The following is a 12,661-nucleotide window of genomic DNA, read 5'->3' on the forward strand; positions in this document are numbered from 1 at the left end:
ATGAATGAGGTACAACTCGTGATTAATAATATAAAAAATAATAACGTAGCGAAGGACGAACTAGTACATTTTCTCGACAGTCATAATATCTTAATTAAGGCGAATGCAATCTTTCAAATTGTAAAACTGAAAATTGACGATGATATTGTAATTCAAAAATTAGCTAAGTTAGCTCAAAATGCGGAAGAAGAACCTAAAGTAATAGGACTTTACAACAATTCTCACTTTGCTTTAGCCGCATTAAGTTGGCTAGAAACAGAAAATTCACTCGAGAAATTTGAGGGAATCGTTAATGGTTTACAGCCAGACAAATACAGCACATTGCAAAATCTTATTGAAGAAAGACCTTATCTGTATTTATAAATCTATACTAAGGAGGTAGGGTTTTCAGGCATGTTGTCATGACGCCGCAGGGGTTGTTTGTTATTGACTACCACAACCTGCGTCTGGTGAGCTGTTTGTACCAATGTATTTACGAGAATGGCTGCATGAAAAATACCCGCATACTGAAATGGGAGGGTATATCCTTGATGTTAAAATATAAACTAAAATATATGGATGAATTTAATATCGTAGTGCTGGATTTTGACGAGGAAAAATCTCTAGAATTCGCCAACATGATAAGCGATCCATTAGGATCTGATATCCCTTGGAGATTCAAGGATCTGAAAAAAGATATTGATAATTATGTTGATTTGTTAAGAGGAATTATTCCTGAATATAGACATGGAGGGAATGCATCCAGCGTTATATCTCATAAAAATTATACAATAATTGAAGATCCATTTTACGATGAAGAAGAAGATGAAGTAGAACCAATTTGTAAGCTAGAGACAGTTGAATTTGTGAAAATTATATTAGTGTGGGCTTATGAAAATTATAAATATAAAAAAGAAAAAAAGGTCATTGATGAAGAAGAGGCAGAAATGGTAATGAACTGGATTGAGCAAAAAGTTGAAGAAGTTAAGAGTATAGAAAATGAATCAACAAACCAAACATAAACCATTGAAATACTTGATAACGCTCTTTCTACTTGATCTATGAGTAGGTAGAGCTTTTTGTTCAGAGTCAAACTTTAAGTGACGCTTCGATTCACGGCATTTTCGGTATGCGATAACCAGCTTAAAGGGGGAATTAGTTAATGAAGCTAACTAAAGAAAATGCCAAGCAATTAGCCATTGATTATGTGAATAAAGATAAAAGCAACCACTACTACTTAGCAATGATTGATATAGAAGTGTCTAGAATCTCACATAAATATTGGTCCGCTACATTTGAGGTTATAACATCAGAAGGGCACGTTATGGAAGGTCCATTGCTTATATTGGTTGATGATGATCTGGAAAAAGCAATGACTCTAGATGAGGCTATTGAAGCTCATCTATTAGAAGTGGAAGAAGATGGTGCGAGCAGCCAAGTCAGATGATTATCAAAATTACACGGATGTACTGAGTAAATTGATCGTTTCTAGAGTAAATGAAATCATTGGGCTGCAGGTTCATTTTGAGCGTAAAAAGTAAAGGCTGGTGCAGTAGAGCTGTGCTTATGAGTGACGGATTTCACACTTTGACCGAAGTGCATAGCATGATAAGCGAAAAGAAAAATAAAAAGAGAGTAAAGCACAGGAGAGGAATAGGATCAAAACTGTGCATAATGATCATAGGTCCCATGAGTCCTGCCATGATTCCGCTTGAAATGCCTGTGACGACGGTTTGGTAGTCGACCAATGCACCAAAGAGCATCCCGATTGTCATTGCTGCTAAGGTGACGATCATGGTGATCCAGCTGGAATGATGGTGAAACTGAAATGCCCATAATGGGCCTAAAGACAATGCGCTTACGGTACTGATCGTCATTGAAATATTCATCCCCAGATGATAGCCAATGAGGTTCTTCAGTTTTTTTAGATAGACATAAGTTGTTACCAATCCAGCGGCCATCAAAGCATTGATGCAAATAAATAAAATAAGGTTCATTAGGTACCCTCCTGTCATTGCATACGAATCGTACTCACTACATAAAATGGCTTATGATTAATTAGGGGGGATTAAATGATGGTTTCTGTAACGTCCAATTTCAGTTCTTCCTCAAGTCCTTTGCCTCTGCATGAATTGAAAGTTCTCCAGGAATACATTCACCAACAGAATATCCAGATCATTGGCAATGTCAATCCAAAACGGAGAAAGGATATTATGCTTTCCCAGTTTTTTAAAACTCATAAAACTCAAACGGTAAAGGTCATTAGAAAAAGCTCGCTCCTTGGAGATCAGGAGCTGATCGCGAAAACGGAAGCTGTAGGGAGAGATTTTGTCATCCTGACAACCTTGCTCAGGAGATACTGGCTCCCATTCCAAGCGATCGTCTCCGCTGAGCAGCCGTTCGACCAAGCGAATGTTCCTCATCAGCCACATCAGCAGGTAGTGTATGATGACGAGTTGAAGCAAAAAATTATGCTTTGCTTTGGGAAGACGGTAGGGCAGAAAGAGTTTCTAAAGCAGCAATTTTTTGATCAAACCTTCGCCGGACATCTTAAAGTATTGTTGAACAACCGACTGACGGTGGAAACAGATACTCAACGAGAGAAAGTTAAATTGACGGAAGTAGGTACAAAGGGAATTACAATGTTACATCAGGGAAAAGAGTCATTTGCCCCATGGAAGGATATCGTCAGTATAGAGAAACAAAGATTTAGTTAGCAGCTCTTTCATTTTATGTAGAAGACACCCGCTCAAAGTGAAGGTGTCTTCTTTGTATTCCTAGAATGAACTTATATGTTCTTTAATAGGAGTGGTGCTAATTCGGGGCTCATTTTCTCCAATACTCTGAAAATCCCCCATACTCCCAGCTCGATATCCCAACGTATATTTCCTGAACGGTATAAATAATCACCGGGCTTTCCCAGAAAGCCGCCTGCACCATACTGAATAGGAAAGTCATCCGTATGACCGACACTTATCTGTCCTTGGAAGGATACAAGCTGTGAATTAATATCATCATCGCTTCGCAGCCATTGATGCCCATGCAAGACAAAAGTGTGTGCACGAGCACGATCGGACATAAAAATAAAGCGAATGACGACCGGATCTCCCGGGTAAGCCAAAAATAGCGGAGTAGCTGGATCCCCATGAACAGTGGAGCTGAACACTAATGAAATATCGGGGTTGGCAATAAGACGGTTCTTGAATCGTTCAGCTCTATAATTAAAGCCTCGAGAGCCCTGGTCTTCAAAATCCTCCGTCTCTTCCTCCGCGTCCACTCGAATAACCGGCTCAGGATCAAGGATGAGCACACCGTCTTTATTATAAAGCCGCACACCATCGTGCATCAGGATACAGTATTCCCTGAAGCTGTTTCCGCCGTTGAGAATAATCGCTTGACTTCCTGTGCTGAGAGGTTCCCTGGTAACATGGTGGAGGTAGGTAGAACCCCGGGGCTCGGTGATTAGCATGCCAAAAGCTCCATGATGACGATGGTTTCGAATGTCTGCCATATCAACAAGCCCTACGGCACCAATCTGCTGGTCAATATACCACCGATACGTAATTTGTTCACCAGGTGCAATCGTTTGATCTGGATTAAAACCAACCGTGGCACCATCAGAAAAACGAACGTCGTATTGGAGCAATTGGGTATGGAGCGATATTCGTTTGGACGGTCTATGAAGTACGTTGATCGGGACACCTGGGTACAGCTGATCATCAGGTGGGAACTTTAAATCATCCAGTGTATTAAATAAAGTAACCTCAATGATTTCACCTACGTTTCCTCTGATGATCAGCGGCTCCGGATTAAGGCTGCTGTCAATAATATCTTCGACATTTTCCTTCAAAGCGAATATGATGCTGAACGGATCCTGATCGCCGAAATCGTTATAAATAACTGGCGTTTGTAAGGCGACAACTTCATATTTGCGGACCGGTGCTCCTGGTGGCGCAGGTACATTTTCTTCACCTGATGGTTTAGGCGGTCGTTTTCCATTCGGTTCGGGCAAGGCTTTCGTTCGTCGTCTAGGCATTTGGCGATCAGGCAAAGGAATAAGATGGGGAACGCGTTCTTCGAATGTGCGCAGAATTCCCCAATTTCCGAGCCAAATGTCATCGATGGAGCCAAAATGATATAACATATCAAAGTCGCCAATTCCTTCAATGGAAAACTCCAGGGTAAAAGATTCTGATATTCCGATATGCTGCTGATCTACAAGATCGGAATCCAGGTCGCCTCTTTCCATTCTCCACCGCTGGCGATGCAAATTAAAAGAATGAGATTCCTCATGAGATCCTTGGAGCAGCCGAATACGGACGGGATCCCCATTATACGTATTAAGCATCGGCGTTGCGGGATCTCCATGCACCCAAGAACTAAAGACATATGCGGGGTCGCTGTCGGGATGGGTCAGCCGGAACTGAAGGGGTTCGTTACTGTAATTAATCCCCATAGCCCCTGGGTCATCATGGGAGCTAGGGAACGGAGGCTGATTTAATGGATCTCCATCTTTATCAAACAAGAAGGCAAAATCATGAACGAGCAGAGTGAATTCTCTAAAGTCAGGGATAAACGGATTGACAATAGTAGCCTGTGTGCCTGCCTTAATTTCTTTACCTGTTTCTGAAGATAAAAACAGAGATCCTCTAGGCTCTATGTTTATAGCTGCAAACAAACCGTGATTCTGATGTTGATTAGCAAAAAGATGATCATGAAAAAACGTTGCCTTAAGCTCCGCATCCGCAAACCATTGATATTGAATAGTCTGGCCGGGTAATATACCGGAATCATAGTTCCAGCCTACATTGGCACCATCTGAAACGAGAGGATCGAACTTGACGAAGTGAACATGAAGGCCGGCTTCATAGGTCCGATTTACCAGTTGAAAAGCATTGCCTCCGATGACCTCCGGTAATTTATTTGTAAATTTCAATCGGATACAGTCACCGGCGTTTGCTCTAATAGTTAGCGGCTCAGGCTTTTTACGCCCCGAGCATACAGCTTCTTCATCTTCAGCCAGCACAAAAATGCGGGCTTGTGGATCATGCCAGCCATGAGTGTTGTAAACGACAGGGAGCTGGACAGCGACAATATGAAATTCCCGGTCAGGGTTTATGTCAGGCTCGCACGGATTTACAAATACGGCTCCTGGCACTGCATTGGGAGCAAACTGGTTGATTTCGAGTCGCGTTGATGGACGGCCGCCTTCAATTCCAAGGGGGGGTCTGGGAGCTTTCTTGCCCACAATCCCGGGAATAAAATTAGGAAAACCAGGCTTTGCTTTTGTCGGTTCAGGGGGTCTTGGGCGGTCCGGAAGTGGTTTCAGCGCTTTAATCGGTTTCCCGTTAGGATATTTGCCCCTTCCGTCCTGAAGTGTATTAAATATGCGCTGCATCCCCCACATTCCCTCATCGAAGTGAGGGTACAAATGGCAGTGAATAATAACATCCCCAAAAGCCTCTTGCAGACTGCCTGCTCCATAAAGTGGAGAGATGGTGTAGGAAGCCTGAGGCGATATCGCTTGCGAGTCTTTAATTTCAGATTCCATGTCGGTGGGTTCAAACAACCACTGGTGAACATGGTAGTGGAAAACATGAGTTTCTTGGACTCCGCCGTGAATGAGCCTGATTTTTACTGGATCTCCCACATAGGCACGCAATACGGGCGTAGCTGGATCTCCGAACATCCACGAATCGTGATGAACCTCTTCGCCCTCCGTATCGGGAGAAACCACTCCGTTCAGAATAAGTCGTTGACGGTTTCGCATCGGTTCTCCCCGATAATTTACCGTGTGGGTTGCTTCAGGCTGTAACGTGTGAGGACTGAAAGGTGTATCCCCGGTCAGATCATTAATCTCCATTTCATCATGAAAAACCCAGGCATATTCACGAAATGAGGGAAGAAAAGGATTATGTACATCCGCGTAAATCCCGGAATCTATAAATTTTCCCGTCTCGGGGTCGGTCCAGCTGGAGCCTCGGGGTTCAACGATGAGTGCGCCGAAAAGACCATGAACCTGCGTTCCCAGCTCACTGGAAAGCGTGTTGCCAAAATCATTAAACAGGCAGATACTCTCACGGGTGGCATGCCATGAGTAGGTTATGGTATTTCCCGGCTGGACCGTAGTGTTGCTGTTAAATCCAACAGCTGCTCCATCTGAGGTCATGACATTGTATTCAACATCCTGAATATGCATGGAGGCGGGAGCGTTCAGCCTGTTTTCAAATAATATTTCAATATCATCTCCGGCGTTGGCCCGAATGATCAAGGGTTGAACCAAGTCAACGGTAGTGAAGGGGTTTTTGGCTATCAGCCTTCTGACCTTGTTTTCATTCTCTTTCAGGACATACAATTTGCCTTCAGGGTCGTGATCTCCGAAGTCGTTGATGACGATCCGGACGGAGATCGCTACAATATGAAATCGTCTTTTCACGGTTCACCTCTTATAGTCGTATTTCAGGAATCGGAGTGCCGGGAGTCTCAATAAAATACACCTGAATATTATCAATATGTGTGCGCAGTATAACGTTGTCGAGCACAGGGACGTTAGAAAACTCTGCTTGTACAAAGACTGTATCCGATTCAACATCTACAAGCTCACCCACATAGAAAAAAGGGAACGACGCGATCAACACGAGGATGCGGTTTCCAATGTTCCGTCTAAACTCAGCGACAAGTGATTGATGGCGAAGATCATTTAAGCTTTGTTGATCCGCAGATGGTGGCATGATTTTTCATCCTCCTTAGGTAAGTGTAAGTTTCGTATTAAGATCAAAAGGTGCAAAGATGGCAATTTGCTCGATCGGGAAGCTTAACGGTGTCGGAAATACAAAATTGGGCGCATTGGGCATCTTGATAATGGCGGGATTAAGCTGCACGGATCCGCCTCTCACTTCTTCCAGCGTCCCGGTGAAAATGGGTCTGAAGGTTTGACCCAAAATGTTGAGCTGGGAAGCGTTAAGAACTAGGATAATGTCCTGTCCGAGCAGATCAGTAAAGATACCATTTATATTTGCCTCATCGGATGATGGATAATGAGAATGTTGGACGTTCAATCGAATCACCCCTCCTTGACGATTGTGATAGCACTTAACATATTCCGATGCTATATATATGCTGCCAAAGAGGGAATTCATGCTATTGATCCACGCAAACAATCTCTATCTTCTCAAAAGGGACCCGTTCGATGGTTCTTCTCTTCTTTGCCGTTCGAATGACAATCGCTTGCTCTGTCGTATCTAACAAAATTCCAGACACTTCAACATTCGGGGTATGACGCACTCTGATTTTCCTGCCGACTTGCTCCAGCAGAGCGACGCTTAATGGAATGCCATAAAACCGATTCAGCAATCTCACACTTCCAGAAACCGTGTCTGAGTAATTGTATAAAATTTGGCAATTTAGCTTGTTACTTAAATAAGGGTTATCCGTATGATGAGGAAATTTAGAGCTGCGTAGACTCGTGGTGACCGAAATCAGGTCATCAAACATGACATATCGTTGATGACTCCCCGTACATAACTGCACATAATTACGCCCCGCCTGAACGAGTATACCTTGCAAAGATTTGAACATTCCTTGATAAGCAATGTTCAATTTCACATGCTTGTTTATTAATGAAGCCAGCTTTAACTGCAGCTGTCTTGGATTTTCAGGTTGTTTTGGATTGCCAAGAGACCGCAGAATATGATTGGCTTCTTCTATGCATGCTCGAAGTTCAATAAATTGTTGTTCAGGTAAAGACGTCGTTGGCGAACTAATCCCAATTCTTTCACGTGTTTTTAATTTTTGCACCGATCGGGAACCTCCTAGAAGAGTTTAGAACAGTATATGGGTTTTCGCCTTTATGGGTCTGGTTGCATGCCTATGTTTTAAGGATTTAAATGTTTAGGCCCTAGGCATTTGACTCAAGCACACCTCTTTGTATAGGCATATACATACCGTAAATACAAAAATGATGCGGAGGTTTAACATGAATAGGACCCCAAAGAGGTCGAAAGCGTGGGTAAAAAAAGACTGTCACCTTAAAGTCATAAAGCATCCGAAGGATTGTGCCTGTCATAAGCCTGTTTCCAGGCATAAATTCAATCGTAACCGTTGTTTCAAAATCATTAAAGGAGTAAAACCGCTAATTCAGCTTCGGCTGGCCGGGATCAACAGTAATCTGAATTTTGAGTTGTTCCGGCACAAAGGCAGCATGGTTATCATTGAAGTTGTGTCCGGGGAGAAGTCTGAGAACATCCGAGGGCTTTTAAGTCAGGTAGGAACAGACTACGTAGATATTAAAAAGTCTGATGGAAAAGTGGTTACGATTCTACAGAGTCAAATTCTCAAAATAGTATGGCTTGACCGAAAAAAAGCATCTCCGCTTGATCGTGCAAAGTATGTAGGAGATTTTCACAGCGAGGAAGACGGAGACTTTCTGGAGGATTTTGAGGAGTAGACGCCGCGAATAGCGCCATCTCCACATGTGCATACTGACCAAGGGCAGATCCGGTCATAATCAAGAGTAAAGGAAGTGTGCACACGTGGATGTCATGGAGGCTATGAAAAAGCGTTATTCCGCCAAAGAGTTTGATCCGTCAAAAAGCATTTCAAGTGAGAATATGAGGAACATTGAGGCTTTGCTGCAGCTGGCCCCGTCATCGACCAATTTGCAGCCGTGGCATTTTATCATTGCTCAAACCGACGAGGGCAAGAAAAGAATGGCTCGTGCAGCAGAGGGGCTGTTCATTTTTAACAAATCCAAGGTGTTGAATGCTGCGGCAGTGGTGGTGTTCGCAACCAAAACAGATATTTCAGAAGAGTATCTGCAGCATCTTACAGATCGAGAAGATCAGGACGGTCGCTTTGCTCAAGGGAATTTCAAGACGGATAACCATAACGGCCGAAAAATGTTCGTGGACTTCCATAAATTTGACTACAAGGATGTTCAGCAGTGGGCGGAGAAGCAGGTATACCTCAATTTGGGCAGCTTCCTGCTCGGGGTGGCGGCACTGGACATTGATGCTGTCGCAATGGAAGGCATGGATTTTCAGGCGCTCGACGATGAATTCAGCCTGAATGAAAAAGGATTCAGCTCCTGTGTCGTGGTTGCGCTGGGCTACCGGGCACCATCCGATTTTAACGCAGCACTGCCGAAATCCAGACTGGATGTGGCTGAAATTATCGAGCATGTCTAGTGAATAAGAGTCAACCGACAGAGGCGCCGGCTGGAACGGATCTCTGTCTTTTTATTTTTCGATTTGTCCACAGATTTGATTATTCGATTTCATCAATCGGGTAAAGCCAATGCATCCGTAACCCATCCCAAACTTGAACACTAAATTATGAAATACATACAAGGAGGGGCACATGTCTGACATACAAGCTTTGCGTATCGAGCAGCAAGAGGGCATCCGCATCCTGTTCGCTTGTGAATCCGGCAGCCGAGTCGTTTCGCCTTCAAGGACAGCCACTACGATATGAAGCTTCTCTACCTCCGCCCGGTACAGTGGTACCTGTCGCTTGACAAGAAGCGGGAAGCTGTTTCGTAAAATCCAATCCCCCGCTGCCGGAGGAGGTGAAGGTATCTTTTCTACCAGAGAATGATATAATGATATGAAATGCTTTCATTTGTAAACATATGACAATAATCTACTGGAATACCCTATTATTTAGACATCATGGATTTCAGCGCTGCACCCGGTACATACAAATGTCTGGCTAAGACGAAGGGAGAACATGTATGAAGAAGAAGTTGTATCATGCCTTAGCTGCGCTTGCAATTGTGGTTGCGCTCAATCCGCTAGGGGATGTGTTGGCGGCCAGCTCGTTTAAGGATATTGATCGGGTACCATGGGCGGAAAAAGAAATTTCAAAGATGGCACTGATGGGTGTGGTAACAGGAGAGCCGTCAGGAGCTTTTAAGCCTAACGAAAGTGTGACGAAACAGGAAACCATCGCGCAGGTCATTCGTCTTTTGGGCTGGGACAACTCAGAGACCGAAAACCAGACTGACCCTCTCTCAGTAGACACTTGGGCCAAACCTTATGTGGCACTGGCGATTGAGAAAGGCTTGATTGACCCTGCCGAGGAAAAGCAGCTTTCTGCATGGGGCAGACAGGCCGCGAGCCGGGAGTGGGCCTCCAGGCTGATCATTCGGGCGACAAAACGTGAGGGAGATGCAGTGGCACTCACAGGAGTTGCTTCGACATTCCGGGACGCTGCTCAAGTTTCCCCGGAATATAAAGGTTATGTCAACGCGGCAGTTCGCCTCGAGATTATGCAGGGTTTCACTGACCGTACATTTAAGCCGGATGTAGAAGTTACCCGCGCTCAGATGACGGTACTGCTTGCCAATGCACTGCCTTATATGGATGGAAAGAGCAAGGTAGTCAGTGGAATTGTCAGCAGTATTACAAAAGATACTATCACAATTAAGCAATCTGGAGAAACGGTCTCTTTCGATATTACTGATGAGAGTTTGTTCTATGGAAAAGGAAGCAAGAAACCTATACCAAGATCCAATCTGCTGCCTGGCACGCCTGTAACGCTTACAGCATCGGGCGGCAGCGGACTTGTAATTGAGGCGGTTGATCAGGTGCGGACGATCAAGCCTCCAGTAGCAGAACAAGGAGAACAAGGACCGATTGGACCGGCCGGGCCACCAGGGCCTGCGGGACCTCAAGGGCCGCAGGGACCATCGGGCTCCTCAGGTTCTCCAGGCTCTCCAGGCTCACAAGGACCGGCAGGTCCAGAAGGTCCACAGGGACCGGCAGGAACAGGGGCGCCAGGTCCAGTCGGACCACAGGGCCCAGCAGGCAACGATGGAGCACCAGGTGCCACAGGACCGCAAGGTCCAGCGGGACCAGCCGGACCACAGGGCCCAGCAGGCAATGATGGAGCACCAGGTGCCACAGGTCCAGCCGGTCCAGTGGGACCAGCCGGATCACAGGGGCTTCCTGGAGCGGACGGAATGGATTACGGTCCATATACCGGTTTTGCTGCTAACACGAGTGGATATGTTATGGCGGTTGTTATGAACGGTACTGACATACCACTGCCGGATGCACAAAATATGGGTTCGTATATATCTTCTTCAAGAACTACTACATTCATCGTCAATGAAGCAGGAAGATATAAGCTGAGTTATAGCATTAACTTAACGGAACCACTGTTAGTCAGCACGCGAATCAATGTGAGCGGCGTGCAGGTTAGGGCATCAACGATCGAGCCCATTAACCCCCAAAGCCAATTCAGTGCAAGTGTAATTGTAAATCTTTCGGCGGGAGACACGGTAAGTCTGCAGATGTACGGCATAAACAGAGCTATAAACTTACTGCCAGCTAGTCAAGGCGCATCGCTGATGATTGAGAGAATTGGATAAACGTTTGCAATCGCAGAAAAAACCGATGGAAGCACAGGATAATCTCCTGAGCCTTCATCGGTTTTTTGAAGTGTTCAAATTATATTAAAGGGGCTGATATGGCTGGCAGCTCCGGGAGATGTCGCAGCAAGCTTAAGCCAGGCAGGACCCACGTTACAAGTTGGTCCCGCAGCTTTTTTTACTTTTCAATAATTTATGGCAAAAGGGGAGATTTTATAGGGCAATTCCAATACAATAAGGAGAGTGGTGTTTTCGTGCAAGGAATCGAAGGCGCTTTCAGCTTGGCATACTTATTACAACGGAGGTTTTGCAGATGACTCAGTTATCACTTTCCATTGAACAGGCAGACGGCACGGTAAAGGCAGAGCACCAGGGTGAGGACAAGGCGGTACTGGTGTACAAGCAGGCTTATGAAGAAGGCGATGTCATTGTATTGAACAGCTCGGAGTCTGGCGTCTATCTCGTTATTCAGCTGGAGGATACGATTCCACCGGCGTATGTTTACCTGAAAGGGAATACATATCGTTATCCTGTACCTCCAAGTGAGAAGAGGGTATCCTATTCGCCGAAATCCTTTACGGGCAGTGTGCATGTGCTTCAGGCGCGGCTGGCTACTGAGGACGAGCGGTCTGCGACCAAGAACCTCGCGTACAACAGCTTTGATCAATCGGACAATGAGCAGTGCTTCCCGCATGCTTCAGCGAATGTGCAGACCCGGGGCGAGTCCGTATTTGCTCCACGAAACGCGATTAACGGCAATACCATTTCCCACTCTCATGGACCTTGGCCGTTCGAATCCTGGGGCATCAATCAGCGGGCGGATGCAGCGATTACTGTGCATTTTGGCCGAACGGTGGAGGTGGAGAGCGTAGCTTTGACCCTTCGTGCAGATTTCCCGCATGATAACTATTGGACACAAGCGACACTGACCTTCTCCGATGGCAGCAAGCAGGTGGTTCATCTGGAAAAGAGCGGGGAGCCGCAGTCCTTTGCCGTAGAGCCCAAAAGCATTGAGTGGGTAACCTTGAGCGAGCTAATCCCCTCGGACGATCCGTCTCCGTTCCCGGCATTAACACAAATTGAGGTATACGGGCGGGATTAAAGAAAGAGAAGTCGTACGCAAGGCTATACACAGAATGGAAGGAACGCCTTTCGCTGCCCTCAAGGGGGAGCGGGAGGCGTTTTTTTACAGCCGTCTTCAAATCGTAAACCTATTCATGAAAAATTATCCTGTTGAAAAGAGGCGTCACCATGTACAATCATTTATAGCAATTTACGACAATATTCGACATTGAGTGAGGGGACTTCAGG

General features: G+C 45.3%; 14 protein-coding genes. 9 read left to right on the forward strand and 5 right to left on the reverse strand.

Annotated elements, in window-relative coordinates:
- The 3 genes from E6C60_RS04815 to E6C60_RS04825 all read left to right on the forward strand — a co-directional run bounded on the left by E6C60_RS04815 (position 1) and on the right by E6C60_RS04825 (position 1,426).
- Positions 1 to 363 carry a hypothetical protein gene (locus tag E6C60_RS04815; protein ID WP_138224776.1) on the forward strand — a complete coding sequence of 121 codons (363 nt, stop codon included), beginning with the start codon at positions 1 to 3 and terminating at the stop codon, positions 361 to 363.
- 167 nt (positions 364 to 530) lie between these two features.
- On the forward strand, positions 531 to 1,001 hold the full coding sequence (locus E6C60_RS04820; RefSeq protein WP_138224777.1) for a hypothetical protein: 471 nt from the start codon (positions 531 to 533) through the stop codon (positions 999 to 1,001).
- Between the two features lie 140 nt (positions 1,002 to 1,141).
- Complete coding sequence (locus tag E6C60_RS04825) at positions 1,142 to 1,426, forward strand: hypothetical protein (protein ID WP_138224778.1); 285 nt, start codon at positions 1,142 to 1,144, stop codon at positions 1,424 to 1,426.
- 133 nt (positions 1,427 to 1,559) lie between these two features.
- Here the strand turns inward: E6C60_RS04825 and E6C60_RS04830 are convergent, their stop codons facing one another.
- On the reverse strand, positions 1,560 to 1,976 hold the full coding sequence (locus E6C60_RS04830; protein WP_138224779.1) for a hypothetical protein: 417 nt from the start codon (positions 1,974 to 1,976) through the stop codon (positions 1,560 to 1,562).
- Positions 1,977 to 2,051: 75 nt separating this feature from the next.
- Between E6C60_RS04830 and E6C60_RS04835 the strand changes: the two genes are divergently transcribed.
- Positions 2,052 to 2,696, forward strand: coding sequence for a hypothetical protein (locus tag E6C60_RS04835; RefSeq protein WP_138224780.1), 645 nt, complete (start codon positions 2,052 to 2,054; stop codon positions 2,694 to 2,696).
- A gap of 71 nt (positions 2,697 to 2,767) precedes the next feature.
- Here E6C60_RS04835 and E6C60_RS04840 read toward each other — a convergent pair whose 3' ends face one another.
- The 4 genes from E6C60_RS04840 to E6C60_RS04855 all read right to left on the reverse strand — a co-directional run bounded on the left by E6C60_RS04840 (position 2,768) and on the right by E6C60_RS04855 (position 7,776).
- Positions 2,768 to 6,415: a multicopper oxidase domain-containing protein gene (locus tag E6C60_RS04840; RefSeq protein ID WP_138224781.1), complete on the reverse strand. Its 3,648-nt coding sequence runs from the start codon at positions 6,413 to 6,415 to the stop codon at positions 2,768 to 2,770.
- 10 nt (positions 6,416 to 6,425) lie between these two features.
- Positions 6,426 to 6,710: a hypothetical protein gene (locus tag E6C60_RS04845; RefSeq protein ID WP_138224782.1), complete on the reverse strand. Its 285-nt coding sequence runs from the start codon at positions 6,708 to 6,710 to the stop codon at positions 6,426 to 6,428.
- Positions 6,711 to 6,725: 15 nt separating this feature from the next.
- Entirely contained in the window at positions 6,726 to 7,037 is a 312-nt protein-coding gene (locus E6C60_RS04850) for a hypothetical protein (protein WP_233281145.1), read from the reverse strand.
- A gap of 82 nt (positions 7,038 to 7,119) precedes the next feature.
- Positions 7,120 to 7,776, reverse strand: a complete 657-nt coding sequence (locus tag E6C60_RS04855) for a hypothetical protein (RefSeq protein WP_138224783.1) — start codon at positions 7,774 to 7,776, stop codon at positions 7,120 to 7,122.
- A gap of 403 nt (positions 7,777 to 8,179) precedes the next feature.
- Here E6C60_RS04855 and E6C60_RS04860 point away from each other — a divergent pair, with 403 nt between their 5' ends.
- The 5 genes from E6C60_RS04860 to E6C60_RS04875 all read left to right on the forward strand — a co-directional run bounded on the left by E6C60_RS04860 (position 8,180) and on the right by E6C60_RS04875 (position 12,452).
- The gene (locus E6C60_RS04860) at positions 8,180 to 8,425 is read left to right on the forward strand and encodes a hypothetical protein (RefSeq protein WP_138224784.1); all 246 of its coding nucleotides are present in this window, start codon (positions 8,180 to 8,182) and stop codon (positions 8,423 to 8,425) included.
- Between the two features lie 94 nt (positions 8,426 to 8,519).
- On the forward strand, positions 8,520 to 9,164 hold the full coding sequence (gene nfsB / locus E6C60_RS04865; RefSeq protein WP_267900170.1) for an oxygen-insensitive NAD(P)H nitroreductase: 645 nt from the start codon (positions 8,520 to 8,522) through the stop codon (positions 9,162 to 9,164).
- A 172-nt stretch (positions 9,165 to 9,336) separates the two neighbouring features.
- Positions 9,337 to 9,450 (forward strand): nucleotidyltransferase domain-containing protein, encoded by a 114-nt coding sequence (locus E6C60_RS21125; RefSeq protein WP_217496384.1) that lies wholly within the window; start codon positions 9,337 to 9,339, stop codon positions 9,448 to 9,450.
- 259 nt (positions 9,451 to 9,709) lie between these two features.
- Positions 9,710 to 11,350 (forward strand): BclA C-terminal domain-containing protein, encoded by a 1,641-nt coding sequence (locus E6C60_RS04870; protein ID WP_138224786.1) that lies wholly within the window; start codon positions 9,710 to 9,712, stop codon positions 11,348 to 11,350.
- A 313-nt stretch (positions 11,351 to 11,663) separates the two neighbouring features.
- Positions 11,664 to 12,452 (forward strand): carbohydrate-binding protein, encoded by a 789-nt coding sequence (locus tag E6C60_RS04875; RefSeq protein ID WP_138224787.1) that lies wholly within the window; start codon positions 11,664 to 11,666, stop codon positions 12,450 to 12,452.
- Positions 12,453 to 12,661: the final 209 nt, after the last annotated feature.

The organism is Paenibacillus algicola, from assembly GCF_005577435.1.
Classification (GTDB): domain Bacteria; phylum Bacillota; class Bacilli; order Paenibacillales; family Paenibacillaceae; genus Paenibacillus_AQ; species Paenibacillus_AQ algicola.

Excerpts from the sequence above, each read along its gene's own strand:
- E6C60_RS04845 (WP_138224782.1), bottom strand. The coding sequence starts at position 6,710 with ATGCCACCATCTGCGGATCAACAAAGCTTAAATGATCTTCGCCATCAA.
- E6C60_RS04875 (WP_138224787.1), top strand. The coding sequence starts at position 11,664 with ATGACTCAGTTATCACTTTCCATTGAACAGGCAGACGGCACGGTAAAG.
- E6C60_RS04835 (WP_138224780.1), top strand. The coding sequence starts at position 2,052 with ATGATGGTTTCTGTAACGTCCAATTTCAGTTCTTCCTCAAGTCCTTTG.
- E6C60_RS04815 (WP_138224776.1), top strand. The coding sequence starts at position 1 with ATGAATGAGGTACAACTCGTGATTAATAATATAAAAAATAATAACGTA.
- E6C60_RS04870 (WP_138224786.1), top strand. The coding sequence starts at position 9,710 with ATGAAGAAGAAGTTGTATCATGCCTTAGCTGCGCTTGCAATTGTGGTT.
- E6C60_RS21125 (WP_217496384.1), top strand. The coding sequence starts at position 9,337 with ATGTCTGACATACAAGCTTTGCGTATCGAGCAGCAAGAGGGCATCCGC.
- E6C60_RS04825 (WP_138224778.1), top strand. The coding sequence starts at position 1,142 with ATGAAGCTAACTAAAGAAAATGCCAAGCAATTAGCCATTGATTATGTG.
- E6C60_RS04830 (WP_138224779.1), bottom strand. The coding sequence starts at position 1,976 with ATGAACCTTATTTTATTTATTTGCATCAATGCTTTGATGGCCGCTGGA.
- E6C60_RS04860 (WP_138224784.1), top strand. The coding sequence starts at position 8,180 with ATGGTTATCATTGAAGTTGTGTCCGGGGAGAAGTCTGAGAACATCCGA.
- E6C60_RS04820 (WP_138224777.1), top strand. The coding sequence starts at position 531 with ATGTTAAAATATAAACTAAAATATATGGATGAATTTAATATCGTAGTG.
- nfsB (WP_267900170.1), top strand. The coding sequence starts at position 8,520 with ATGGAGGCTATGAAAAAGCGTTATTCCGCCAAAGAGTTTGATCCGTCA.